General features: G+C 47.5%; 21 protein-coding genes. 11 read left to right on the forward strand and 10 right to left on the reverse strand.

The window, feature by feature from the left end:
• Positions 1–24: 24 nt before the first annotated feature.
• Positions 25–1,038, reverse strand: a complete 1,014-nt coding sequence (locus PTW35_RS22425) for a C4-dicarboxylate TRAP transporter substrate-binding protein (RefSeq protein WP_281029060.1) — start codon at positions 1,036–1,038, stop codon at positions 25–27.
• Positions 1,039–1,312: 274 nt separating this feature from the next.
• Here PTW35_RS22425 and PTW35_RS22430 point away from each other — a divergent pair, with 274 nt between their 5' ends.
• The 3 genes from PTW35_RS22430 to PTW35_RS22440 all read left to right on the forward strand — a co-directional run bounded on the left by PTW35_RS22430 (position 1,313) and on the right by PTW35_RS22440 (position 4,334).
• The gene (locus PTW35_RS22430) at positions 1,313–2,017 is read left to right on the forward strand and encodes a glycerophosphoryl diester phosphodiesterase (protein ID WP_281029061.1); all 705 of its coding nucleotides are present in this window, start codon (positions 1,313–1,315) and stop codon (positions 2,015–2,017) included.
• 47 nt (positions 2,018–2,064) lie between these two features.
• The gene (locus PTW35_RS22435; protein ID WP_281029062.1) at positions 2,065–2,811 is read left to right on the forward strand and encodes a DeoR/GlpR family DNA-binding transcription regulator; all 747 of its coding nucleotides are present in this window, start codon (positions 2,065–2,067) and stop codon (positions 2,809–2,811) included.
• A 230-nt stretch (positions 2,812–3,041) separates the two neighbouring features.
• The gene (locus tag PTW35_RS22440) at positions 3,042–4,334 is read left to right on the forward strand and encodes a DEAD/DEAH box helicase (protein ID WP_281029063.1); all 1,293 of its coding nucleotides are present in this window, start codon (positions 3,042–3,044) and stop codon (positions 4,332–4,334) included.
• Between the two features lie 80 nt (positions 4,335–4,414).
• Here the strand turns inward: PTW35_RS22440 and PTW35_RS22445 are convergent, their stop codons facing one another.
• Positions 4,415–5,317, reverse strand: a complete 903-nt coding sequence (locus PTW35_RS22445; RefSeq protein ID WP_281029064.1) for a PfkB family carbohydrate kinase — start codon at positions 5,315–5,317, stop codon at positions 4,415–4,417.
• A 112-nt stretch (positions 5,318–5,429) separates the two neighbouring features.
• Positions 5,430–7,280 (reverse strand): beta-ketoacyl synthase, encoded by a 1,851-nt coding sequence (locus PTW35_RS22450; protein ID WP_281029065.1) that lies wholly within the window; start codon positions 7,278–7,280, stop codon positions 5,430–5,432.
• A 156-nt stretch (positions 7,281–7,436) separates the two neighbouring features.
• On the opposite strand from PTW35_RS22450, the gene PTW35_RS22455 reads away from it, so the two are divergent.
• Complete coding sequence (locus tag PTW35_RS22455; RefSeq protein ID WP_281029066.1) at positions 7,437–8,414, forward strand: helix-turn-helix domain-containing protein; 978 nt, start codon at positions 7,437–7,439, stop codon at positions 8,412–8,414.
• Between the two features lie 154 nt (positions 8,415–8,568).
• Entirely contained in the window at positions 8,569–9,027 is a 459-nt protein-coding gene (locus PTW35_RS22460; RefSeq protein WP_281029067.1) for a hypothetical protein, read from the forward strand.
• Between the two features lie 72 nt (positions 9,028–9,099).
• Here PTW35_RS22460 and PTW35_RS22465 read toward each other — a convergent pair whose 3' ends face one another.
• From PTW35_RS22465 to PTW35_RS22475, 3 genes are all read right to left on the reverse strand, one after another.
• A complete protein-coding gene (locus PTW35_RS22465) occupies positions 9,100–9,372 on the reverse strand; it encodes a hypothetical protein (RefSeq protein WP_044621031.1) in 273 nt (90 codons plus the stop codon).
• Positions 9,373–9,537: 165 nt separating this feature from the next.
• Positions 9,538–12,864, reverse strand: a complete 3,327-nt coding sequence (gene pulA, locus PTW35_RS22470) for a pullulanase-type alpha-1,6-glucosidase (RefSeq protein WP_281029068.1) — start codon at positions 12,862–12,864, stop codon at positions 9,538–9,540.
• Between the two features lie 310 nt (positions 12,865–13,174).
• Positions 13,175–14,407: an autotransporter outer membrane beta-barrel domain-containing protein gene (locus PTW35_RS22475; protein ID WP_281029069.1), complete on the reverse strand. Its 1,233-nt coding sequence runs from the start codon at positions 14,405–14,407 to the stop codon at positions 13,175–13,177.
• A gap of 312 nt (positions 14,408–14,719) precedes the next feature.
• Between PTW35_RS22475 and PTW35_RS22480 the strand changes: the two genes are divergently transcribed.
• From PTW35_RS22480 to PTW35_RS22490, 3 genes are all read left to right on the forward strand, one after another.
• Entirely contained in the window at positions 14,720–16,057 is a 1,338-nt protein-coding gene (locus PTW35_RS22480) for a helix-turn-helix domain-containing protein (RefSeq protein ID WP_281029070.1), read from the forward strand.
• Between the two features lie 94 nt (positions 16,058–16,151).
• On the forward strand, positions 16,152–16,529 hold the full coding sequence (locus tag PTW35_RS22485) for a hypothetical protein (protein ID WP_281029071.1): 378 nt from the start codon (positions 16,152–16,154) through the stop codon (positions 16,527–16,529).
• An 89-nt stretch (positions 16,530–16,618) separates the two neighbouring features.
• Positions 16,619–16,909 (forward strand): hypothetical protein, encoded by a 291-nt coding sequence (locus PTW35_RS22490; protein ID WP_281029072.1) that lies wholly within the window; start codon positions 16,619–16,621, stop codon positions 16,907–16,909.
• A 65-nt stretch (positions 16,910–16,974) separates the two neighbouring features.
• Here PTW35_RS22490 and PTW35_RS22495 read toward each other — a convergent pair whose 3' ends face one another.
• The gene (locus PTW35_RS22495; RefSeq protein ID WP_281029073.1) at positions 16,975–17,253 is read right to left on the reverse strand and encodes a peptidylprolyl isomerase; all 279 of its coding nucleotides are present in this window, start codon (positions 17,251–17,253) and stop codon (positions 16,975–16,977) included.
• A 189-nt stretch (positions 17,254–17,442) separates the two neighbouring features.
• Entirely contained in the window at positions 17,443–18,132 is a 690-nt protein-coding gene (locus PTW35_RS22500; protein ID WP_281029074.1) for a VC0807 family protein, read from the reverse strand.
• 229 nt (positions 18,133–18,361) lie between these two features.
• Between PTW35_RS22500 and PTW35_RS22505 the strand changes: the two genes are divergently transcribed.
• Both PTW35_RS22505 and PTW35_RS22510 read left to right on the forward strand, forming a co-directional pair.
• A complete protein-coding gene (locus PTW35_RS22505; protein WP_281029075.1) occupies positions 18,362–19,906 on the forward strand; it encodes a glutamate synthase-related protein in 1,545 nt (514 codons plus the stop codon).
• A gap of 79 nt (positions 19,907–19,985) precedes the next feature.
• Positions 19,986–20,525: a hydrolase gene (locus PTW35_RS22510; protein ID WP_281029076.1), complete on the forward strand. Its 540-nt coding sequence runs from the start codon at positions 19,986–19,988 to the stop codon at positions 20,523–20,525.
• Positions 20,526–20,593: 68 nt separating this feature from the next.
• Here PTW35_RS22510 and PTW35_RS22515 read toward each other — a convergent pair whose 3' ends face one another.
• Both PTW35_RS22515 and PTW35_RS22520 read right to left on the reverse strand, forming a co-directional pair.
• The gene (locus PTW35_RS22515) at positions 20,594–21,355 is read right to left on the reverse strand and encodes a DmsC/YnfH family molybdoenzyme membrane anchor subunit (protein ID WP_281029077.1); all 762 of its coding nucleotides are present in this window, start codon (positions 21,353–21,355) and stop codon (positions 20,594–20,596) included.
• A 139-nt stretch (positions 21,356–21,494) separates the two neighbouring features.
• Positions 21,495–22,907, reverse strand: a complete 1,413-nt coding sequence (locus tag PTW35_RS22520; RefSeq protein WP_281029078.1) for an MDR family MFS transporter — start codon at positions 22,905–22,907, stop codon at positions 21,495–21,497.
• A gap of 228 nt (positions 22,908–23,135) precedes the next feature.
• On the opposite strand from PTW35_RS22520, the gene nagA reads away from it, so the two are divergent.
• Entirely contained in the window at positions 23,136–24,260 is a 1,125-nt protein-coding gene (gene nagA, locus PTW35_RS22525; RefSeq protein ID WP_281029079.1) for an N-acetylglucosamine-6-phosphate deacetylase, read from the forward strand.
• Positions 24,261–24,319 lie beyond the last annotated feature (59 nt).

A 24,319-nucleotide genomic window follows, 5' to 3' on the forward strand; every position in this document is an offset into this window, starting at 1 on the left:
ACGATCCTAGCTTGACGCTGTTGATCAGCCCTGATCAGCCCGGATAGTCGCCAGCTCGTTCATGATGGTGGCATGAACACCTTCGCTCCACGACGGGAACTGGTTGTATACCTCTGCCGTAAGCTGGTTGAATTGTTCCGAGTTAACCTCGTTGAAAGTTACCCCTAGGGCTTCTAGTTTCTCGGTGTATTCTTGATCCAGCTTGACCAATTCAGCCGTGTTGGACTTGGCCCCCGCATTCAGCTCTTCGATAATGATCTGCTGCTGATCCGGGGTAAACCTGTCCCATACTGATGGCGAGATATAGAGACCGACGGTACCCAAGAAGTGCTTGGTCAGAGACATATTCTTCGCCACTTCGTAAATCTTGGTCGAGTACATGGTTAAGATGGAACCCTCGAGACCATCGACAACCCCCTGCTGTACACCGGCGTAGGTTTCTGGAAATGGCAGAGCTGCCGGCGCGGCGCCCATGGCTTTGAGCGTACTGATAAACAGCTGACTTTGCGGAACGCGGATCCGCATACCTTTCATATCTTCAGAATTAACGATTTCTTTGTTAGTGATCATGTGGCGGAAACCAAACATGTAATCCGCGTTCAGGACTTTGATGCCTTTAGCCTCTGCCTGTGCCTTCAAACCGGCAACGTAGTCGGTTTTCATCATCGCAAGGTATTCATCGTAGGTGTTGTACAGCATTGGCCCAGCCAAGGCTGCGAAGTCCGGAACGTAATCCCCTAGGTAACTAAGATCTTCTACCGCAATCCAGTTGGCACCATTGACAACCTGCTCTAGGTTATCTTTGTATACCGGTAGCTGTCCCCCCGGAAAAACCTTGATGTTCACCGCGCCATCCGTGCGCTCACGAATCATATCCGTTGCCTTGACCAACTCCTGTGTCAGCAACTCGTTGGGCGAGAACACCAAGCTCATATTAAGATCAATCGGTGCTGCTGTACCTGCCGTCTGGTTATCCGCTTCTCCACACCCAACCAGTAATGCGGTTGCGGTTAATACAGTGCCTAGTAGCTTTTTCATTTCTTTTAGCCTTCAATATGTTTATTCGGTTGAATAACGAATTTCGGCAGCGAGTATGAAATGAAAATATTACATTCATATGAACACAAAATTAGGCTTTCGTTACTCACCTGAACGCAGCACTGAAAGCAGCCTTTTTTCAGCAGCTTCAGTGCAACCAATGGCTAAGCTATAGTGCTGCAGAACTAAGCTTTATTGTCATATTGCGGTAACATAAGCCACATACTGTTATGTCAATTTTCAAATGAACATGCATTATCATTGTAGGAACGATATGATCACAGGCCACCGCGGCGCTGCCGCACTTGCTCCTGAAAACACAATAGCCAGCATTAACAAAGCCGCCGAGGCGGGTGTAAAGTGGGTGGAAATTGATACCCAGTTAAGTGCCGATGGCATCCCTGTTGTCATCCATGATGAAACGGTCAACCGGTGCACCGACGGCAAAGGGAGAATTGCCGATTTAACCCTGGCCCAGCTCAAGCGCCTTGATGCGGGCAGTTGGTTTCACCCAAGCTATGCCAATGAGCGTATCCCGACCCTTGTAGAGGCCCTCGATGCTTGCCTAAGCCTTGGGTTGACCCTCAACCTCGAACTCAAAGTTCATCATGATGAGCAAATTGAACCTTTAGTTAATAGCGTCGTGGCATTGATCAGAGAAAAAGGCTACCCGATTGATAAACTGCTTTTTTCCAGTTTTCAAAAAAAAGCACTAGAGCTATGCCAGCAACTGATGCCCGAGGTCCGTCGCGGCTTTATTTGTGAGGTATGGAACAACTTCAGCCTGCCGTCTATCCAAGCATGTCAAGCTTATAGCGTGCATATCGATCACCATATTTTGACTCCGGCCATTGCCAGAAACATCAAAAATGCCGGGTATGTACTCAAGATCTGGACACTGAACAACGCAGACAAAGCACAGTATTTTTTTGATATGGGTGTCGACAGCATCATCACAGATGCGCCGGATAAATTTTGAGCCTACGAGCGTCGGCCTACGCTCGTAGGCTGACACTAGAGAAGAACATGGAACTGAATCAACGCCAACACCAGATCCTTTTAACCATAAGGGCTGAGGGCGAAGTACAAATTGACCATCTCGCCGAGAAGTTTGCCGTCACGACACAAACTATTCGCCGGGACGTGAATTATCTTTGCGAGCAAGGGTTAGCACGCCGGGTGCATGGTGGTGTCAGCCTGCCAGCATCCTTGACCAATACCAGCTATCGCTATCGCTCTGATGTCGAATCGACAGCCAAGAGTGAATTGGCAGCCACTGTTGCCGCTTGTATCCCGGATGGCTCAACGATCATGATTGGCATTGGTACCACACTCGCCCACCTTGCCCGACACCTGCTGGCAAAAAACGCATTACGGGTAATTACCAACAACCTGCAGGTTGTGCAGATCCTTGAAGCCAATGATAACATCGAGATCTATCTGGCCGGCGGCCAAATTCGACGTGACCACCAGGATATCATGGGCAGTAGCGCCGTAGATTTCTTCGACGGTTTTGAAGCAGATATCGGCATATGCGGCTGCGCGTCCGTTACCAACAGCCATTTTGTGATGGAGCATGAAAATATTGAGGCCGACATTTCTAAAGCGATCATTCGAAACAGCCGCAAGCAATGGTTAGTGGCTGATGCAAGTAAGTGGGAACGTTTTGCTGCCGTCAAAGTATCACCAATGAAACAGTTCGATAAAATCTTCACCAACAATCAGCAGCTACCAAAGGATCTTCCGATTCACTTAACTGCGCAAGCTGGCTAACACTCTGGCCTGTATCGCAAAAGTGACCTCCAGTGTATAAGCGAAAAATGATTTGGGCTGAAAAAACCTACCTCAGCCTAATCATTTAAGCCCAAAAACTTAACTCCCCCACACCAACTGCCGAAATTAACATCATTTTTTCCAAATTAGTCCCCACAGCTGTCTAATATTCATCTATAATCTTCGGCCATATTTTTGTCAGGCTCAGCCGTCTGCTTTAGGAAAGAAGAATGTCATTTGCATCACAAAACTTTTCTCAGGAAATTGTTCGCGCACTTACCGAGTGCGGCTATGAGAAATTAACTCCAATCCAAAAACAAGCGATCCCACACGCTCGTCGCGGAAACGATATTCTTGCCAATGCCCAAACAGGTACCGGTAAAACAGCCGCTTTCGCCTTGCCTATTATCCAGCAGATCCTGGATAACCCTAAGCCGCGTGGCCGGTTCAATGTACGCGCGCTGATCTTGGCCCCGACTCGTGAACTGGTAGCCCAAATTGCCAAAAACATCGAGGACTACACCAAATACACAGACATCTCAGTCGCTGCAGTCTATGGTGGCACCAAGATGGCCTCGCAAGAGAAGAAGCTTGAACCAGGTTTGGACATTTTGGTGGCCACACCAGGCCGTCTGCTTGAGCACATGGAGCTTAACAATGTTACGCTGGCAAACCTTGAGTTCTTGGTGTTCGATGAAGCTGACCGTATGCTGGACATGGGCTTTGTCTCCGACATCCGCCTGATCATGGGTGATATCCGCAACCACCCACAGACTATGCTGTTCTCCGCGACGTTCTCTGCCCAGATGAACAAACTAGCTAACGACATCATGCGCAAACCAAAGCGCATTTCTGTCAGCCCGGAAAACGCAACAGCAGATACTGTTGCTCACGTGGTTTATCCTGTCGACCAAGATCGCAAGCGTGAGCTTCTGTCTGAACTGATCGGTAAGAAAAACTGGCAGCAGGTACTGGTATTCGTTAACTACAAAGAAACAGCAAACGAGCTGGTCAAGGAACTGAAGCTTGACGGCATCAAAGCCGTACTTTGCCATGGTGACAAGGCACAAAGCGCCCGTCGTCGCGCCCTTGATGAGTTCAAAGAAGGCAAAGCACGAGTCATGGTTGCCACCGAAGTGGCAGCACGTGGCTTGGACATCCAAGGCCTACCGCACGTAGTAAACTTCGACATGCCTTTCCTGGCTGAAGATTATGTTCACCGTATTGGCCGTACCGGCCGCGCAGGACAACAAGGACATGCGGTTTCTTTTGTCAGTCGAGATGAAGAGCTGACGCTGCAGCAGGTAGAAAACCTGATCAAGCAACGTATTAAACGTATCCAGCTAACCGGTTACGAGCCAAAAAGCCGTGATGCGCTATTGGACAAAATCCACAACAAAGCTGCTTTCCGTGACCGCCGTGGCCGTACCAACAACCCGTCGGATCAATCAGATGCAGAGCGCCGTGCTCGCCTACGTCGTGCGGTTTTGAATAAATCGAAAATCACCAAATTGAAGAAGTAACAGTTCTTCAGCCGCTGAATATAAAAAGGGTTAGCATAGCTAACCCTTTTCATTTCTAATCATTTTCCTGCCCAATACACTTATCGCGCTAAGAATGCCTTAAATTCATCTCCCGGCACTGAGCTGGGTGTCGCTACCGCAATCGCGGCCCACTTAGCAGCGACAGCCATCGCTTCGGTAATAGATAGCTTTGCCAATAGCCCATGGATAACTCCTGCGGCATAGGCATCCCCCGCTCCAGTCGTATCAACAACTTCAGTTTCAACTGCTGGCACATACTCTTGCCCTGCCTGACTGTAGGCAGTGGCACCTTTTTCACCATCAGTGACAATGAAGTACTCCAGCGATTCCCCTGCTACCGTTTTGGCATACTCAAAAGGGCCAATATCGTTTACTGACGAGGGACTATCCGACGACAAGATATGGGCATCCAAATCTGAGCGGGAAGTGATAAGTACTTGGCATGGGCGCCGACTTAGGCTTTTGGGTAGTTGGGCAACAACTAGCACAGATTTTTTGCTATTCCCGCAAGCACCTACATCCTGCTCGAGTGCATTTGTCGCCCACTGCGCGATACCTTCCGCACTCGAATTGATATAAATACCATCCCAGAGAGAAAAATCCGGTGCAGGCCCTAACGAAAATGCCGGCCGCTCTGGGCGGATAATGGTTCTTTCGCCATCAGGCGTCATCAGCAGCATCAGCTCCGGGGTGACAATGTCGTTACGCTGTAACAACGAGCAATTCAATCCCTTCAGGCTTGCCTCAGCCAATAGCCAGTCCGCTGTCTCATCACGGCCGACCTGGCTAACCAGTGCAACATGGTGGCCAGCATAAACCAGAGCAAGCCCGGTATTCGCACCGCCACCACCCAAGCGACGGCCGAGATCTTGATAATGATGTCTTCCACCCGCCTGCAGCGATTCTTTCAGTTGCAGCACCCGATCGCAATTGAGGTTCGCAACCAACATAACGTTTGCCAACGTACTAGACTCCGTTTTTCTTATAGGTAATCTCAAGCTACCATAAAAAAGCCGCTGCGTAATAACAGCGGCTTGTATTCGCTTCCTGAAGATCACGAAATGGGACAGTGACCTAGCTGTAGTCTGCGTAAGGATTCTCGGTTGCCAGCGGAATCGATGCGGCAAACTCGGAGAGTTTTACCGCCTCTGGGGTCATCACCACGGAAGTTTCATCCATGACACTTTCACCAAAGTGATAGCGGATTAGCTCCTGCCCCTCACACGCTGCAACATCATTGGCAACCGCATGCTGAGAGACAAGCTTATTTTTGTTGTAATAAGCCGACATCACATCATCACTGTATTTTTTCGACAGCATTGACATGGTTTGCTGCGGCGATAGCACCAGGCTCGACGCATTATTTCCGCCAAAGCCTTTGGCGTTAAGGATGACCCCCTTGTAATCTTCGCCATTCTCACCAGCAAAGTGATGATCAGTCAAGATGTTCAGATTCGTCTGGTGGACATCGTCTGCAATATGGTCGATCGTTTTGATCCCCGGGATCCAGCCATACTGCCACACCCCCAAAGATGCGATCAGTTGGTCCCCCGGAGCCGCACTCATCGAATGACCGACGTATGACTTTATTGCCGTCACCGGCCAATTATCAATACTGAAGGTTTTTGCCACCTCATTGAGGATATGGCTTTCGGTAACACGGTTTTGCGGTGTTCCCGTACCATGCGCCTGCACATAGGTTTGTTTCACCCCTTCGGCACCTAAAATAGCTTTGGCCAATGCCGTCGCTTTTGCCATGGTTACATAATTGCCCACGCCGGGAGCCGAAATTGACTTCTTATTGGCATCAGCATTGATAAACACATCAGCTACCGAACCATAAACCGTTGCCCCTAGCTCCAATGCCAACTTATCATCCATCAGAACCACAAACTGGCTCGATTCGGCCATGGTAAAACCGGCATTCGATGAAAACGGTCGGCATGCACGGCGATTATCGACCGTATCGCTGTTATCCAATGCCTTGAGCTGAGCATCTTCGGCTAATGCGCCCATCACACGGAAGCCTTCCATGATTTCAGCGACAACTGGCGCCTCTGCGTTACCGACGATAGCAACGCGCGAATTGCCCTGCTGGATATCCAGCATACCTTGGCGCAAGTTGTACAAAAATGTCGCACAAGCTCCCATGCTGGTGCCCGTTGTGCCAATACTATTAATAACATAGCCATTGATAAAGTCAGCTGGCATCTCAGCGAGTGAGAGGGCCATCATTTTCGAGCTGACTCTGCCGCCAGTCAAAGGTGCAGCCAACATTCCAGATAACGAGTTCTCGTCAACCTGAGCCAGTGCACTGCCTGCGTAGACAGAAACTTGATCGGGTTTGATATGCCCCAGTACCTCGTCCCAATCCAAACCCATGGAATTGAGGGCATCTGAAGCCCCGTACACGGCCAAGGTCAAACCGCGAGGATGAAAACGGGAATTATATAGCTTGCCGGGTTCAAACCCGGATGGGATATTACCACCACTGGTAACAGGGAAAGTCACTCTATCCTCGAGCAAAGCATTTAGCTCTCCCGTAACCGTAATAGTTACTTTGCTACCCTGCTCCTCCACCTGCCAGTTATCAGGGATGCGTGAAGGCATTTTTGATTTACGCAGCGAAAAGGTTATGGTTTCCTGTCCGCCATTCAAAGCGGCTTTATATTGATAGCGTAAGCTGTCAGGATCAAACGACTCAATACGACGGACTAACGTGCCAGTCTTGATGGCGTCAATGACTTCTGGATCGACCGTCGTCCCATCAGCAAGCCCCATGCGGTGAGCCAGATCCAGCCAAGTTGATGCCATTTCCTGATCGGCAAGCACATCTGCCACCATGCGCTTATAGCTGTGAAAACCCGAACTACGACCAGCGGCATTCATACCACCGAAGCCTACAATTAGCGGTAACTTTGACATCCTGAACCTGCTCTCAAATTTAAAGAGCACATAGATTATCAATTTACAGTGTTCATTCATCTGGTATTTATGCCAATTTATCTGACAAAAGCGCCAACCCATATTAAAATAGGCCGTACTATTTCTCGACTAACGCAGCCAGATCACTAATAAACCATGAAGATTGGATTTCTGCTCTATGAGCGAGCATTAATTACCGGCATTTCCCTTGCTGCCGAAATGCTCAGTTCAGCCGCAAGTTTAAGGCCACGCGCACAGCAGCGGAGCCAGCCCTTTTCTATCAAATTAGTTGCCCCCAAACTGGCACCGACCAAGGTGACCGCTGGGCTCAAGCTGCAACCCGATATAACCTACGCTGATCCGCAACCCTTCGATATTTTGATCCTCCCACCAATGTGGGGAAACCCACAACAATCGATTCGTCGTTCGCCTGAAATTATTGCTTGGCTCAAAATGCAATACCAGAAAAGCGCGAAGCTGGTTGCAACCGGTACCGGGGTAGCCTGGCTGGCCGAGACGGGCTTGCTCAATGGACAAGTTGCCACTACCCATTGGTACTACTTCGATACCTTTGCCAGCCGCTACCCCAGAGTCAATCTCAATCGCCAAGCCTCTATCACCGCAGCCGACGGTATTTACTGTACAACCAGTATCAACTCACAATCAGAAATGATCCTGTACCTTATTACGGAGTACTTCGGCCAAAAGACAGCACAGACAATAGAAACCCATTTCGGCCACGAAATTTCAAAATCGACTCAGCAGCCTTTTTACCAAATTGGCGGCGAGCTGCAGTTTGACGAATCGATTGCCTTGGCACAGGATTGGATGAAAAGAAACCTGGCCCATCCCATTACCGCACAGAGTATCGCTGATCAGTGTGGCGTACCGCTTCGGACATTCAACCGAAAATTCAAAGACCAAGTCGGTGAAACCCCACACCAGCACCTACAGCGATTGAGGATGGATGCTGCGCAGCAACTACTGAGGGACTTTGGCATGTCAGTCCAAGATGTTGCCGAGCAAGTTGGATACAAGGACGCACATCACTTTTCCACCCGTTTTTTGCAGCACTACAATATGAGCCCAAGCCAATACCGCAGGATGGTTAAAACCAAAATCTACAACCCATAACTACCCAACAACTGGAATTTAATCTTATTAGCTAAATTAAGACAGGGCTTGAGCAGTAGAAATCACTATGCTTGGGGGAGTTGTTTTCAAGGGCATCTGTATGAAGCACCTCACTCCCGTCATTTTGCTTATTTTATGTTTAACTAGTGCCGACGTGACCGCTCAAATTCAGCCAACCAGTGAAACGTTAAACAATGAGAGGATGTGCCGTCTCGACATCTACCACCTAACGAAAAGTCAACAAAATACGTTTACACCCGATCTGCAGATTGCTGTCATTACCAACAACGCGATGCGTAATCGCTACGTTGATCTAAAGACAGATATCACCCATCCTACCGGCTTTGAAAATTTTCACTACTACCGTTCGGGCAGCCCGGTTGAAGTATTCACCACCAATTGGCGCAACAATGGCACCAAACACACTGTGGGAAGGTTTGTCATGCTCGGAGCCACCAGTGATAAGCAAGCTTTTGATATCTTTACCACTCTGGTCAAACAAGACAAAGGTCATTTCGAGTTACGCGGTAACAACAAGAAATATCAGTTCAATGCCAGAGAGCAAGATGTGACTGACTTTCTCGACTGCGTTAAACAACATTATCGCCCATAAAAAAACGCCAGCTCTCAGAGCTGGCGCCTTTTATCAATTCTGCTAGGGCTTATCTTCCTCACCCCGTTGGTCTCACGCCATCGACTGCTTTGAGCCGTGCGGTGCCGAATGGGTAATGTCTTCGTATTCGCCATCGAAGGTTGCCCCCTGGTTTTCCTGCTGGAAACTTTGATCGCTATAACCCTGCTGCTTTAGTGCCTCTTGGTAAGCCGCATTGATTTTCTTCTTGATAAACGGTCTGGCAATCAGTGCACCCAACCCGATGAATAACCCCATGACAGCTGCAAATGTCACAGTGAAGAAACCCAGTACTAAAGCAAAAATGCTGGTAAGTGTATTTTTCATCGCTAACCTTCTTTTCTATCGTACTTTCATGTTTGGCAGTGTATAGCAGCCAAAATGAACCAATGATGAACAATGTGTTTATATTTGCGTTTAGCCGTGTTGCAACATCCCTCGACAAAAAAAGCCCTCAAGATTGAGGGCCTTATCGTTATGATAAAAGTGTGATTATTTCGCTGGCTTCGCTGTCACCGGAATCCCCTGACCACGAACACCAGTTGAGCGAGGTATTTCGAACACAGCCGGAGTCCAGGCCGGGACGCTTGCCACAACACCATCACCATCAGCAGCAACAGTGGCCTGTGATGCTAGCGCCGATTTGTGGTACGGGCTTAAGGTCAAATCCGTTGCCCACTTGATATCCTGTGATACGTTGGTCGCGTTTATCACAATGACCAGACCATCAAGGCTGCTATCCAGATCTGTCCCCGCAGCGGTACCGTTATCAATAGACATCACGATCAGACCCGCGGTTTGATCACTGCCGGTATTGTGGAAATCAACACGCTTATTCACTTCCGCACCCGTACCCAAGGTAATCAACGGGTATGATTTCCGCAGCAAGGCCAGCTCTTTGAAGTACTCGACCATGGCTGCCATGTCCGCAGGAGTCGGCTTAGCGTTCAGACCAGCAGAGGTAATGACCTCTTCAATCAGCTCGTAGTTGTCGCCGTCTTTATCCTTGCGAGGCAAGCCCTTGTCCCAGTTGTTGTCGTTCAGGGTGAAATCAACCAAGTTGTACCAGTCACCAGAATCATAAGAGTCACGCTGCATTGACTTGGAACGCAGCAGCTCAGAACCCATGTGGGTAAACGGCATGCCCTGTCCCAGCATCGCTGTCGCAAGAGATACAGCCTGCATACGTACACGGTCTTCTGTACTGACGCTGTAACCAATCTTATACTGGTTGTTATCCCACAAGGTTTGGTTATCGTGTTTGGAGACGTAGTTTTGGATCTCCGTTGGATCGACCGCATAGCCTGCTGGTTGACCATTGTAGTCCAACTCATCGCCGCGGATAACGGCGCCGGTTGAATCAATCATTTTGAAGTCTTTGAGGTTACCGGCCATGCCCAGGCGAGTCAGATCGGCAAGATGTAAGGCTTGCGCTTCGGTCACATCACTGATTTCGTTTTTCTGAACAAAAGCACCGTTACCAAAGCCCTGTGTTTTGCGGATCCCCTCTTTGCTGTCGAATGGACTACCACCACGGACAGCATCACGCAGGCGGTCAGAGAAGCTACCGATACCGGTTCCCCCTAGGTTCGGCTGGGTCGCCTGGACGAACAGTGCGTCATTGCCGACTTCACCGAAGTTCCAACCCTCACCGTAGAAGTAAGTATTCGGATCAACCTTCTGGACTTCGAGTAGCGAACGCTGCATCTGATCAAGTGGGTGATGGCCCATTAAATCAAAGCGGAATGAATCGATCTTGTAATCGCGCGACCACACCACCAGCGAGTCGCTGATCAATTTCTCAAACATTGCCCGCTCAGGTGCGGTATTGGAACAACAAGTCGAGTTTTCAACATTACCGGTTACCGGATTCAAGCGCTGGTAATACCATGGCACAAGCTTATCGAGTACTGAGGTACGCTGCTCTGGGCCCGCGGAATTGGTATGGTTGTAGACCACGTCCATGACCACATTCATACCGATATCTTGCTTGATCGCCATCACTGCCTCTCGCAGCTCTTTGATGCGCTGCGGGCCGTCCGGGTTGGTCGAGTACGACCCCTCAGGCACTGTATAATGGAATGGGTCGTAACCCCAGTTGAAGCCATCGACATCCGAAACGAAACGGTTCAACTCCTGAACAGCCGGGTTCTCTTTAGTATCGTCCTGCTTCACTTCCTCAAGAGCTTCGGCAATGGTCAGCCCCGAAGAGCAGTATTTGGCAAACTTAGAAGACTTCACCGCAGCGTTGACTTCGCATAGCTTGCTAAACGGCTCTTCAATATTTGCGGCTTCATCAGGATTTTCGTTGATAGTGGCAATATCGAAAATTGGCAACAAATGAAGGTGGGTGACACCACTTTCACTCAACGATTTCAGATGCTTGACCGGTACAGAATCAGGCTGCATGAAGGCAATAAACTTGCCACGGGCATTAGCCGGTGTTGATTCATCCTGGGCAGAAAAGTCACGTACATGGGACTCATAGATCACAAACTGCGATGGGTTAGCTTGATCAATCGGTCTTTGAAGATCATCCCACCCTTGCGGTTTGAGTGCCGGATCATTAAGGTCAATCACCTGGCTGTATTCCGAGTTCATCGACAAGCTCAGCGAATACGGATCCGTTACCTGGTAGCTTTCCACTACGCCTGACACCGGATGGAAGACATCGACCAGATAGCGGAAATAAGTACCCTTAGGGGCTTTATCTGTTGCTAGCGACCATACTCCAGAAGTTTCATCGTAATCCATCTGAAGGCGACCCAGTTCTTCCTTGTTTTCATCAAAAAGAACGGTCACCACATTCTGTGCAGACGGCGCCCACACATTGAACTGCGTTTCGCTACCATCAATCACAGCACCAAGTTCAACGTTAGCAGCCGCATTGGCAAATAGTTGATCAAACGCCCCCGCAGGTTGAACTTTGGTACCGCTGAGTACCAACCCCTCTTCATCGACCGCTATCGCCGCCAACTCCGCTTTAATGACCGGACGCATATCGATAGCACGATCGATTGAAAAAGCGGGTTTGTTTGCTAAATGAGGGAATTTAGCTTTTACATCCGCACTAAGAACGGTTGGCTCCAGGACGATATAATCAGCGTCGTACTGATTTTCGCTGTTAGGCGCAAAACCACCATCAAGCTGGACATAGAGGCGTACCTCATCCGCTGATTCTGCCCCGTCCCAAATTAATGTATGCCCTTCAACTAAATGAGCTTCTGCATTGGCGACACCGAACAGTAACACATAGGCATCACCGCGATCATCGTAAGCCTGATTGCTACCTGACACATAAGAGGCTGTTCGGTCCTCAATTTGGTTGAAATCAAGTTTTGCATCACTGCCTGATAGGTTGCTTAGGTTCCCGTCGCGAATGATGAAATTAATACAATCGGTTTTTCCGCTTTTAAGTGGAAGTTTCCAGTACGGGCCATATTCATCCACGCCTTCAGGAGCAATAGATTTGTCTTCCCACCCCGAGTTAACCTCAGCAGCTCTGTCACAAGTGTCATTGTTCCAAACATGAAGACTGTAATTATCAAACGATGACAGCACTTTAGCAGCACTATTTCTTGCGACCATATATATTACGGCCTCGTCATCACCCGCCTTAATAGGTTCTGCGACCGACCCACTCTGCGGTAGGTAAGCAATAGGTCCATCTGTCTGCGGTAGTTCAATATCAATAGCTGGTGGATTGGTTGTATCAAACTTGCCATCCGTTGAGGACGACGAACTATTACAGCCAACAATAACAAATGCAGAACACAGTGGGATCACGGCTTTTGCAACCGTTGATAGATTAAAGTTCACGAGATTTTTCCCTTTATACTCATAATTTTATTGGGGGAAGTATAAAATTTGAGTTTTAATTATGGCGGGAACGATACTGAATATAAGGCTCTGCATTCTGTGATCAAAACCACTAAAATGTAGTTTATTAACAACAAGTTATATTTTTTGACTGTACATCACTGTTTGTAGTGCACAAACAAAATCGAATTTTATGCACAAAACCTTACATGCCTCACGAATAAAATCAAAGCCCGGCAGAGGCCGGGCGAATAGTATGCGGTCAAAACCAATTTTCAATGAATGCTAGGTGTAAGTTTGCTACCAACATTTAGTCAAGCGCCATGCTCAGTCCTACGGAGATGGTATAGGCCGATAAATCATCGTGCCATAGCAACTGACTGGCTTCTGCATAGCCGTACCAATCCCTACCCAACGCACCTGAAATACCTAGATGCACCCTTCCGTATACGTCATCATCCGATTCAATAACAATGGGCAAAATACTGCCGGAATAGTTTGATTTAAGCTGAGAGATTATCCGTTCTTTGCCACTGTCTATATCGTAATGTACATAGCCCTTCGCATAGGGCTGAAATACACCAAATGGCGTTCGGAATGGGTAAGAGATACTCACCCCTGAGATCAACATCGTCGATTCCAGCGCTTCTACATCGTCGATCTTGGAAAATAGGTAACTCGAGTTGGTTAGTGAAAGCCTCTCATCGTAACGGTCTGGATCTGACAGGGTGTATTGCAGGCTGCTTTCAACTGCGAGTTGCAAATAGTCATAGTCAAAAATATAACCAGCCCCCAGAGAGAACACCCAGATGTCTGAGTCAGCTTCAGTGGTATTATTGACTACAGGATCAGTATATAAAGTCACCTGTCGTTCAATATCCGTATCCATCACAGCGTAGCTAGCGTTGAAGTCTATATACCAAGAATTTTGAAAATAGCTAAAATAGCCAGAAGCAATTAAACCATCAATCTCTGTATCACTATCCTCAGCCATCGGCTTATAAAAGGGCAAACCCAAGGTCAAGCCAAATAGGTATTGGTTTTGATATAAATAGTCTCCCCCTAACGTTAACGAATAGCCGCTGTGTTCTTGTTCCGATGACTTTTTGAACGATGCTCCATCGGCAAGAATATTGTTATCAACGCGAATATAACCGGCAACTTGAGAATGCTGTCCTTCACCAAAAACCCCGGAATCTGATATCGCTTGTTCTGGTAGTCCTGGCGGCAGGTAAATTGAGAGAGGATCGTTACTATAAAGAGGCACATAAGCCGATGAACCTCGACTGCTGTATCCCAAGTGTTTCATACCCGCTGACGCAGAATGGTTGTTTAAAACGCGGTATTTCTTATCAACTTTATCACCACGGACTTGACTGGCTAACCCTTTGATTTCTGCCATTGCCGTATCGACTTCTTCTGATAGCTTCTTAGTGATGGATCCATCGAATAAATCCGCCCCAACAGCATTACCAGATGTTACAAAAAATACGGTGTAAATTATGGGCAGACAAGAAGGTGCTTTCTTGACTAACGCGAACATAATGCCCCCAAAAAATTCTTGCCACTTATATGTCTACAACTTCAATGTGGCTTTGTAAGGAGTTTAGTTAGCTTTAGCAATCTGAATGTGTGAACTTGCCAACCGTCGCATAAAAGAGACACATCTCTTTTTTGATGGCTAGAATGCCCCAAGCAGTATTTAGATACTTTAAAAGTATAGTTGCGCTATTTTTAAGTAGTCGAACACCATGATGTATGGCAAAATTATCAGGTTATATAGATAGTTATATCTATAATCAAACAATAAAATAATACTATCTGTTCAAGCCATTTATGACTCTGAGTGCATTTCATGTCTGAAAAAGTTAACGCTTCGGCCCACATAGCACAAATTTCAGAAGACTTTTTCTTCGACTGTCAAAAAAAAACACTATTCACAACAGCAGGTAGCATCACTCTCAATAGAGCGGAAAAAGAAGTACTGTACAAACTCATCGCACAGTCGCCAAAAAGGGTCAGCAAAGAAGAGTTAATTGCAGCAGGTTGGGCAAGAAAAGAAGTGGCTGAAACGTCACTCTTTCAAACTATCCGCACACTCCGTATCAAACTTAAGGAAGAGAAAATTGGGCAAATAATAGAGCTGGTTCCCCGCTTAGGTTATAAAATCAAACTCAAACGTTTCCTAACTCGCGAGGAAATCCACTCTGTCACCAGCATTCCCAAGCCACCCCCAAAGAAACGCAAGAGGCAGGCCAAACCATATATTTTACTCAGCTTAATATTGGTCATATGTGTCTTGATAGCAGGGTATTTTGCCTCTAACAGACCAGTAGAGTACAAATACAAGCTGGTCAATGACAACAGAAATAATACTTTTATATTCTTGTCAATGAAGCAGGCCGATTTTGACTCCCTGCTTCAGACCACTGCATTATTTTTTAAGCCCACCAAACTGGCAAATAAACTAATGTTCATCCATAAACTGGGGGAAGAGTTCTCAATTGCTATTTGTTCAAAGACTCCAGATGGCTGTGATATAGATAGCGCGCATGCAATTAGCTTCAAACATTCAGAACTGAACACGTTGTGGCAACTGCTAGATCAATACCTACCGCAAATTCCACCACTAGCAGCAATGAATGTTTTAAAAGACAACACTACATTGCAATCGGGTGTTAAGTCCTACAATATTTTTCTTGAAGACGGTGAATTCAACACCAACCTCTCTCACCATTTTGTTAATCAAGTCAATGATTCTACCTGGCTCTTCACTTCAATTAATTACAGACCGAATAGCGATAAGAGTGAGTACATTGCGGCCTCTTTCCGTGGTGGACGCGCAATAATGAAACCACAGAGTCAACTGCCATTTATAATAACGGTAACCAATTATCCTGAGTATTTCTACTGGGTCCTCAGCCCGTCGGATAAAGCCAAGCTAGGTATCAAACCTCCAGGTCCACTCGAATCACTGACCAATGATTTCTATGTCGACGTGGCACAATACAACAGCTACCTTCTGTACCGCCAACCCCACCTCCAGCTTTGGTTATCTGAAGGCTATGGTTTTCATTGGTTCATCAAAGACGGCAGTAAAGACAATGTTTTCAACCAGTTCATACGGGGTGAAAAGTGTTCGGAACTTCCCATACAGTTCGACAACAAGCAAGCCTGCCCCGGTAAAGATTAGCGCCGCCAATCGTAACATTGTCTGACGGCAAAGATTTCTGGCCGAGTTAATCCCTCAAATATATACTTATCACGGTATTCTGAGAGGGGGTTATATGGTAGGCAATATCAATATGCTGTTTCTTCTCGGACTCTTTTCCTATTCTTCGCAGGCAGACAATCAACTGGAAAAAGCCACTGATGAGATCTGCCTGTGTCTCGAAGCACCTTACCAACAGGCAGAGAAAACACTCAAACAGCTATTGAGCGCACAGAATTCCGGCGATCTCGCAAAAGTCACTCAATCACAAGATGAAATGATGGAAGTCATCAATGCTTCAAAGCTTTGCCTTGAATCTTTTCACCATATATACCCCGGCATCGCTCAAAACATGACCTTAAAGGGGGAAACCCTCAAACGGTTAGAATCCAAATGCCCGGACCCACTTTCGGTGCACCGTTCCAAATTGGAGAATCAAACTTCTTCACCATAAATCAGATTGCAAATTAATGCTGCCAACACGGCATGTTAATGTTATGTTACCTAAGTGGCTGACAAAAATAAGGGAAAGGAGAGAAGCTGATGCAAATTAGACAAGCCGTTTATCTTTTTTTCTACCATCTAAGGACTTTCTTCGATCTTACCTTCAAGCCGCTGGTGGGGTTTCTTACCATAGGCTTGATAACTTCAGCTTTGCTGATGTTATCACCTCCCACTCAGGTGGCCGGGACCTTGGTCTTAATTGGCTGTATTGCAACCTTACTTTGGATCACCCTAGTTCGTTATTATTATTCTGTAATTTTGAAATGGACGGATACACGGAAAGACGAAAGCTCGGTCATCGACTTTCCGCACAAACCGAGACAAAAATAATTGCACGTTGAAAAAAGCCCATCACTGTTTCACAGCAATGGGCTTTTTACTTAACTCTTAAATGACTAGGTTCGCCAAAGTACCTTGACAACATGCCAACCAAACTTAGTTTTCACTAGCTGAGGTGTAATCGTTTCACCTTGAAAGACAGCTCGGTCAAATTGCGGCACCATCTGTCCTTTGCGGAATTCACCTAGGTCACCCCCCTTTTTACCAGATGGACATGTGGAGTGTTTACGTGCAAGGTCTGCAAACTTCTTGCCCTGCTTAAGCTGCTTCATGATCTCTTCAGCTTGTTCTTTGTGCTTCACCAAAATGTGAAGGGCGTGGGCTGTTTGTGCCATGGTATACCTCATTGTTTCTTAACTGATAAAGCAACGCTACTTAAACACGCTTGCTTTCTCAGCCTTTAAAATCTAAGCAAAAGCTATTGGCCTGAACTATACACGTCTATCGCAGTTCAACCAACTCCGCTCTTCATTGAGCACAAAAAAAAGCCAGCATTATGCCGGCTTATTTCTCCGAAAGGGTTATTATTGTTCGGTCTTCAGAATTTCGGCTGTTTCCAACTGCGTCATCTGACGGATCTGGCGCCACATGTAGAAGAAAATCCCCATCATCATTAACATGGATGGGATGGCAATAGCCGGGTAACTAACCAAGGTCAACCGCCCCAATTCTTCGTTAAATGCTTGGGTGCCTGCTGGACTGGTGACTATCATTTTGGCCAATACGTAGTTCATCACCGATGAAAAAACGAAAGTTCCGGCAAACAAGTAGTTTGAAGTTAGCAAGCGACGATCAAAATCACTTTTGCGGCCAAACTCATTCAGCTTTTGGTTAATAAGAGGCAGGTTGAGTACCGTTTCATTGAACAGCATCTTGCTGACAACAGGATATTTGGTAAAGGTTGAGGCGAACACAGCGACCCCAATCAGACCAGGGATCAAGGCTTCTTTCACTGCTAGCCATTTTGGATCTAGCTGAAGAAGGCCAATGCCACCTGTGAGTAAGACACTGATAAAACCCAGCAGCGAGATAAAGTTAAACTTTTTGTACTTAATCAGCTCGTAGCCACCCAGTACAACCGGAAAAGCCAAGGCGACCAGAAGAGCGCCAACAGAGCCAAGGTACTCGTCACCACTAAGCTTCATCAGTACAACTGAAGGTACAATGACATTGAAAATCAAATCGTTAAGAGGGCTAGCTTTCTTTTCCGTCATAATATTTTACAAAGTTATCTAAACGTAAACATCTGCATTGTTCCGTGAAATGAGTCAACTGTAAAGTAGATGACCGTTACAAAAGATTAAATCCCTTTTGTAAATTAGGCAAAAACCTATCATACCTTCACAGGATGACACATTTTACAGCCCGCCCCAATGGTGCAAATACGCCTATCCTCTCCCATACTTTGTGGATACTTCTTGCCCGTGAACAGTGGAGTGCTAAATGAGTAAGCCTGTCATAAGCAATAACAAACCGGCAAAAGTCACATTGAAAAAAGGACAAACCTACTATTTCTGCGCTTGCGGGCGATCAGCCAAACAACCTTTCTGCGATGGTTCACACCAAACAACTGATTTTAAGCCAATGGGCTTCAAAGCAGAAAAAGACGGAGATGCCTTTCTTTGTGCTTGCAAGCATACCGCTAATGCCCCCTTTTGTGATGGCACCCACCAACAATTCAGCCAAGACGATATCGGCAAAGAGGGGCCGGGCACAACATCGGGCAACAATGAGCTCCCTACAGCGAAAGCAACCAAGGAAGAGCCCAATGTCGAATATATTCACCAATTAGCCCGCGAAGGACTTAATAATCTTGGGCACCATGGTGCTATGACGGCGATGGGAGTGCCCAGATATAAACTCCCCGACTGGGACGATATCCAAATCATGGTTGCCCAAATGGCCAGCAAACCACTGATGGAAGATGCCAAAGTAGGCACCGAGTTAGTCATAGGGCCAAAGGCCAAGAAGCCGCTGGTGCTCAATATACCCCTGTTTGTCTCCGATATGAGCTTTGGCGCTCTCTCCGAAGAAGCCAAAACCGCGCTTGCGATGGGCGCTGAATTAGTCGGCACAGGAATTTGTTCCGGTGAAGGAGGCATGCTCGCTGAAGAACAACAAGCGAACAGCCGTTATTTCTACGAATTAGCCAGTGCAATGTTTGGCTACCATGAGGGCCTGTTGAAAAAGGTACAGGCCTTCCATTTTAAAGGCGGACAAGGGGCAAAAACCGGGACAGGCGGACACTTGCCTGCGGTGAAAAACATCGGCAAGATCGCCAAAACCCGCTGCCTCGAAGAAGGTACCGACGCTATCTCTCCCCCGACATTCAAAGATCTCAAAACGCCACGCGACTTTGCCGCTTTCGCCGATAATGTCCGGGTGATCACCGGTGGTATCCCCATTGGTTTCAAACTCAGCGCCAACCATATCGAAAGGGACATGGGATTTGCACTCGAAGCCGGTGCCGATTACATCATTCTCGATGGCCGTGGCGGCGGTACCGGGGCCGCACCGGAGATATTCCGTGATCATATCAGTGTCCCGACCATACCGGCCCTCGCCCGGGCCAGATACTTCCTCGACAAGCAAGGTATGACTGGAGACGTCACCCTGATAATCACTGGCGGACTGCGGACCCCGACTGATTTTATCAAAGCCATGGCCCTCGGGGCCGACGGTATCGCTCTTGCTAACAGTGCGATGCAGGCCATCGGGTGTGTCGGGGCCAGAATTTGCAACACCAATAACTGCCCGGCTGGCATTGCAACGCAGAACCCCGAATTGCGTAAGAAGCTCGACCCGAATATCGCAGCGACTAAACTCGCCAACTTCCTCACCGCTTCCACCGAACTAATGCAGGTCATGGCTCGGGCATGTGGCCACCACCATCTCAATCAATTCAACCAAGACGATTTAGCCACATGGCATCATGATATGGCGCAGCTGGCAGGTATTGAATACTCTGGATACAAACAACGGGATTAGAAAAATTGCGATGGCGATATTGTCAATCAAGGGAAATTTCCGATAAGGTTATAAGCTCAATTAAAGATTGGATATTCATATGCTTACAATAAACGATACCGCACTGGTGATAGTTGATGTCCAAGGCAAACTTGCCCAAATCATGGACGGCCGAGATGCGCTTTTCAAGAACCTAGAAACCGTGGTCAAAGGCGCTAAGGTTCTTGAAATCCCGATAATCTGGGTAGAACAAATCCCTCACAAGTTGGGACCAACCATCCCGCAGATTTCCGATCACCTTCACGATCACACGCCAATCGCCAAAAATAGTTTCAGCTGTTACCGCGAGCCAAAATTTATCGAAGCACTAGCAGAGGCTGGCTGTAAGAATGTTGTGGTAGTCGGTATTGAAGCACATATTTGCGTATACCAGACCGTACGTCAGCTGCTTGAAGCTGACTACCATGTTGAAGTCGTTGCCGACGCGGTATCTTCTCGACACCCAACAAACAAGCAGGTAGCCCTACAGAAGATGCAGCAATTCGGGGCATCTCTCACCACTGCCGAGATGCTGATTTTCGAGTTGCAAGAAGTCGCTGAAGGCGACCGCTTCAAAGAGATACTTAGCGTTGTAAAGTAAAGACGCAGCACTGCATAAAAAAACGCGGTACCTAGGTACCGCGTTTTTACATCTGGGTATGCAAAGCCTTAGTATCCAACGCCGGCAAAATAGGATGAGATCCCGCTCAGGACCAACGCAAAAGTCATCACACTCATCACCGGTTTGCTTTTTGTCACAATAGGCATATACCAAACCCCCACGGCAGCCAATAGCAAGCCGAGACTGGCCACTTGTGACACAAACGGCATGATTGCCCCACCGGCTTCAATTTGACTGGATAGCTCACCAAGTTGTGGCAACCCGGTCAGTAAGCAGGCAAGTGCGGCGAGCGCACCAATGCGAGGCAGAACAATATTAAGCTCATCCACTTTATGTTTTGCACGGATCAAGCAGGCATGCGCCAGCAAGGTACCACCGCAAAACGTCGTCGCCATAAAATGCGATGCCACCAGCCATTGCTCGCTTCTCACCACCAGGCCATTTACCAAGTACCCGACGCCAATGAGAGCAGCAAGGCCCAGGCACAACTGTCTGAATCGCTCGGAGCCAACGAGTGTTTTTTCGACAAACCAATACAGCAACGCCGCGGCAAAGAATGTAATCGCAAGCAGCGCCTCTGTTCCAATGCGGTATCCATCAGCAGTATCAGAGAGCATCATATTGAGCTCTCGCAGTAACAGAGCACCAAATAACATCAACCATAAAACCGGCATCGTTCTGTGGAGTCGATCGGCCTGACCGAAACATAGTTTGCCGCTGAGCAGCACCGTGCCAAGGACAATAAATGCACCAATAGCCATTTGGGTTAAAACACTTGAAAGAATAAATGGCCACTCAAACCAAGCCATAACTCACCTCGCCGTCATTCTAGTGACGTTTTTTAAAACGTAAGGCGGCGTATTGTGCCTGACAGCAATAATTTGTCCACAAAAAAGCCCAGCTAGAATAGGAACTGGGCAGATAATTGTCGTACCTTTTGTCGGTTACCTATTTCACATTCCCCGGCTTGTATGAACGTTTTGGCTTGACCACATCAGAAGACAACGGTTGAGCCTTTAGGCATACAATGGCGACGAGCCACGAAACTAGCGCCACCACCACCAAACCGCCATAGGTCATGGTAAAACCTTGTCCCAAGGCTGACGGATCGAATTGAGAAAGGCCCTCGGCGCTTCCCTCTCCCACCAGCACCGGTACTTTGATATGGAACAAAGCAGCACAAAAGGCAACACCGATGGCGCCGCCAAACTCTCGCCCGTAACCAAACATCGATAGTCCAATACCTCTATCATGAGGCGGCAATACATTCTGTACCACAACATTTAGGCTAGGCAATGTCAGGCCCAAGCCAAGCCCTGCAACAGCTAGTGCCACTGTCAGCAAAACCCCTTGGTACAGAAGGAAAACAGCGACGACAGACATACCAAAACCCAACACGACCAAAGACTTGTAAAAACCTGTTTTGGCTATTCGCTTTCCCCCTAGATAAGCACCACTGGTAATACTCATCATAAATACCATCATAATGAGGCCACTTGCCGAGGCACTTGTGCCATGCTGCCATTGCATCTGAAGGGGTAAGTAAACCAGCACGGCAAACATTAACAACTGCGAGCACATGATCAGTATTACACTGATCAGATATCCGGGGAGTGTAAACAAACGTGCAGGCAAAATTGGATCTGCTATGCGCTTTTCCACAATAATAAACAGCAAAATAGAAAAAGCTGTGGCACAAATTAATCCGATGCGGCTGATAGATATATCGGGTGACATCAGTAACAGCAACAAGGTAGTGATGGTCATCAACAGACCGGCTCCAGCCCAATCAAAGCGGCTGTCACGCCCTTTGCTCAGGTGTTTGAGATTGGTATTGATCATCCACAGCGCTACTGCACCGAGTGGTAGATTGATCCAGAACACCCAACGCCAACTCAGGTGTTCGGCAAAATAGCCCCCCAGCAACGGGCCAGCAATACTCGATGCCGCATAAACAGCAGAGATATAGCCTTGATACTTGCCCACTTCCCGGGCCGGAATACAGTCCGCAATTACGGTAAACGCCAGCGCAATAAGGCCACCGCCCCCGATACCCTGCAGCACCCTTGCCGCAACAAGCGTTGTCAGATCCTGTGCAACGGCACAGGCCACAGATCCCAGCAGGAACAAGACAATGCTGGTGTTAAGCATTTTTACCCGGCCAAAAATATCACTCAACTTGCCATAGACCGGCAATACTGCCGTAGCCGCCAACAGGTAGGCCGTCACCACCCAAGTCAGTGCCTGCCCTGCCCCCAGTTCTTCTCCGATGATTGGCAACGGTGTTGTGACAATACTTTTCTCTAATGAACCCAGCGCGATAACCAATGCAACGCTGGCAAAAATCGTTTTCGGCGACATATGCTCTCCTATGAATGCGCGACAAGGATAAAACAAACAATTGATTCCGAAAACAGAAGATTATGAAGCATCAGTTCTCACTAATAGCTTGTATGGCATTGACAAACGGCGCCTATTACTCTAACTTAATTTTTAAACAAAAATAAGTTACCTTGAGTTTGTCAGATTTGCTTATTCGCAAGGTTACGCTTTCACTTATTCTATACAGGTTCAAGAGTTGGGACGCCTATGTACGCTATCACAAACATCAATGTTTTTAACGGTCAAGATATCCTTGAAAACCAAGCAATTATTGTTAATGGCGATACCATTGAATCAATTGTCCCAATGACTGGTGCCACCCTGCCGGACATCACCTATGATGGTCAGAACCTAACAGCAACCGCAGGTTTTATCGATTTACAGCTTAACGGCTGCGGTGGTGTGATGCTCAATGTCGACATCTCGAAGCGCACTCTCGACATCATGAACCTGACCAATATTCAAAATGGTACGACCCAATATTTACCCACGCTGATCACCAGTAAGCACGAGACCATGTGCCAAGCGGTAGAGCTTGTCGCCGCAATCGACGATCCTGAAAGTGAAGGTATCATCGGGTTGCACCTAGAAGGGCCTTTTATTAGCAAAGAAAAAAAAGGGGCCCACGATGAAAATCATATTCGCATTCTTGATGAGCTAACCGCGCACTACCTAGCCGATAATGCCAAACATATCTCCGTCGTTACCCTTGCGCCAGAAAACACTTCGCAAACGGTCATTGATATCCTCGACAATGCTGGTATCACGGTGTCACTCGGTCATACCAATGCCAACTACCACCAGCTTTGCTGCAAGCATCATTTGAAGATGGCGACCCACTTGTATAACGCGATGACGCCCCTGGGTTCTCGTGAACCCGGTGCCGTGGGCTATATCTTCGACAAGAAACCGCATGCGGGCATTATTGTCGATGGTATTCACTCTTCATATGCCTCTGTTCGTATCGCACACCAACTACTGGGCGATAAACTTTTCATGGTGACAGATGCCGTTGCACCAGCTGGAACCGATATGATGGAATATGACATGGCTGGAACCACCGCGTATGTGACGGATGGTAAATGCCATTATGCTGACGGGACGATTGCAGGGGCTGCAATCACCATGATTGAAGGGGTTAAAAACCTAATCCAACATGTCGGCCTAAGCAGAGAAGAAGCACTTCGCATGGCAAGCCTTTACCCTGCGAAAGCCGCAGGTATCGATCACCAATACGGCAAGCTTGCCGCGGGCTATAAAGCTAACATTACTCTACTCAACGACAGCAATGATGTCTGCTCAGTCTATCAGATGGGGCTCAAACGGTTGTAAAGGTAAAGCACATCCTAAAGCAGGCAGATACCTCGCCAATGGTATCTGCTTGACGACAT

Source organism: Photobacterium sp. DA100, assembly GCF_029223585.1.
GTDB lineage: Bacteria > Pseudomonadota > Gammaproteobacteria > Enterobacterales > Vibrionaceae > Photobacterium.

Excerpts from the sequence above, each read along its gene's own strand:
- PTW35_RS22425 (WP_281029060.1), bottom strand. The coding sequence starts at position 1,038 with ATGAAAAAGCTACTAGGCACTGTATTAACCGCAACCGCATTACTGGTT.
- PTW35_RS22430 (WP_281029061.1), top strand. The coding sequence starts at position 1,313 with ATGATCACAGGCCACCGCGGCGCTGCCGCACTTGCTCCTGAAAACACA.
- PTW35_RS22435 (WP_281029062.1), top strand. The coding sequence starts at position 2,065 with ATGGAACTGAATCAACGCCAACACCAGATCCTTTTAACCATAAGGGCT.
- PTW35_RS22440 (WP_281029063.1), top strand. The coding sequence starts at position 3,042 with ATGTCATTTGCATCACAAAACTTTTCTCAGGAAATTGTTCGCGCACTT.
- PTW35_RS22450 (WP_281029065.1), bottom strand. The coding sequence starts at position 7,280 with ATGTCAAAGTTACCGCTAATTGTAGGCTTCGGTGGTATGAATGCCGCT.
- PTW35_RS22455 (WP_281029066.1), top strand. The coding sequence starts at position 7,437 with ATGAAGATTGGATTTCTGCTCTATGAGCGAGCATTAATTACCGGCATT.
- PTW35_RS22465 (WP_044621031.1), bottom strand. The coding sequence starts at position 9,372 with ATGAAAAATACACTTACCAGCATTTTTGCTTTAGTACTGGGTTTCTTC.
- PTW35_RS22475 (WP_281029069.1), bottom strand. The coding sequence starts at position 14,407 with ATGTTCGCGTTAGTCAAGAAAGCACCTTCTTGTCTGCCCATAATTTAC.
- PTW35_RS22480 (WP_281029070.1), top strand. The coding sequence starts at position 14,720 with ATGTCTGAAAAAGTTAACGCTTCGGCCCACATAGCACAAATTTCAGAA.
- PTW35_RS22485 (WP_281029071.1), top strand. The coding sequence starts at position 16,152 with ATGGTAGGCAATATCAATATGCTGTTTCTTCTCGGACTCTTTTCCTAT.
- PTW35_RS22490 (WP_281029072.1), top strand. The coding sequence starts at position 16,619 with ATGCAAATTAGACAAGCCGTTTATCTTTTTTTCTACCATCTAAGGACT.
- PTW35_RS22495 (WP_281029073.1), bottom strand. The coding sequence starts at position 17,253 with ATGGCACAAACAGCCCACGCCCTTCACATTTTGGTGAAGCACAAAGAA.
- PTW35_RS22500 (WP_281029074.1), bottom strand. The coding sequence starts at position 18,132 with ATGACGGAAAAGAAAGCTAGCCCTCTTAACGATTTGATTTTCAATGTC.
- PTW35_RS22505 (WP_281029075.1), top strand. The coding sequence starts at position 18,362 with ATGAGTAAGCCTGTCATAAGCAATAACAAACCGGCAAAAGTCACATTG.
- PTW35_RS22510 (WP_281029076.1), top strand. The coding sequence starts at position 19,986 with ATGCTTACAATAAACGATACCGCACTGGTGATAGTTGATGTCCAAGGC.
- PTW35_RS22515 (WP_281029077.1), bottom strand. The coding sequence starts at position 21,355 with ATGGCTTGGTTTGAGTGGCCATTTATTCTTTCAAGTGTTTTAACCCAA.
- PTW35_RS22520 (WP_281029078.1), bottom strand. The coding sequence starts at position 22,907 with ATGTCGCCGAAAACGATTTTTGCCAGCGTTGCATTGGTTATCGCGCTG.
- nagA (WP_281029079.1), top strand. The coding sequence starts at position 23,136 with ATGTACGCTATCACAAACATCAATGTTTTTAACGGTCAAGATATCCTT.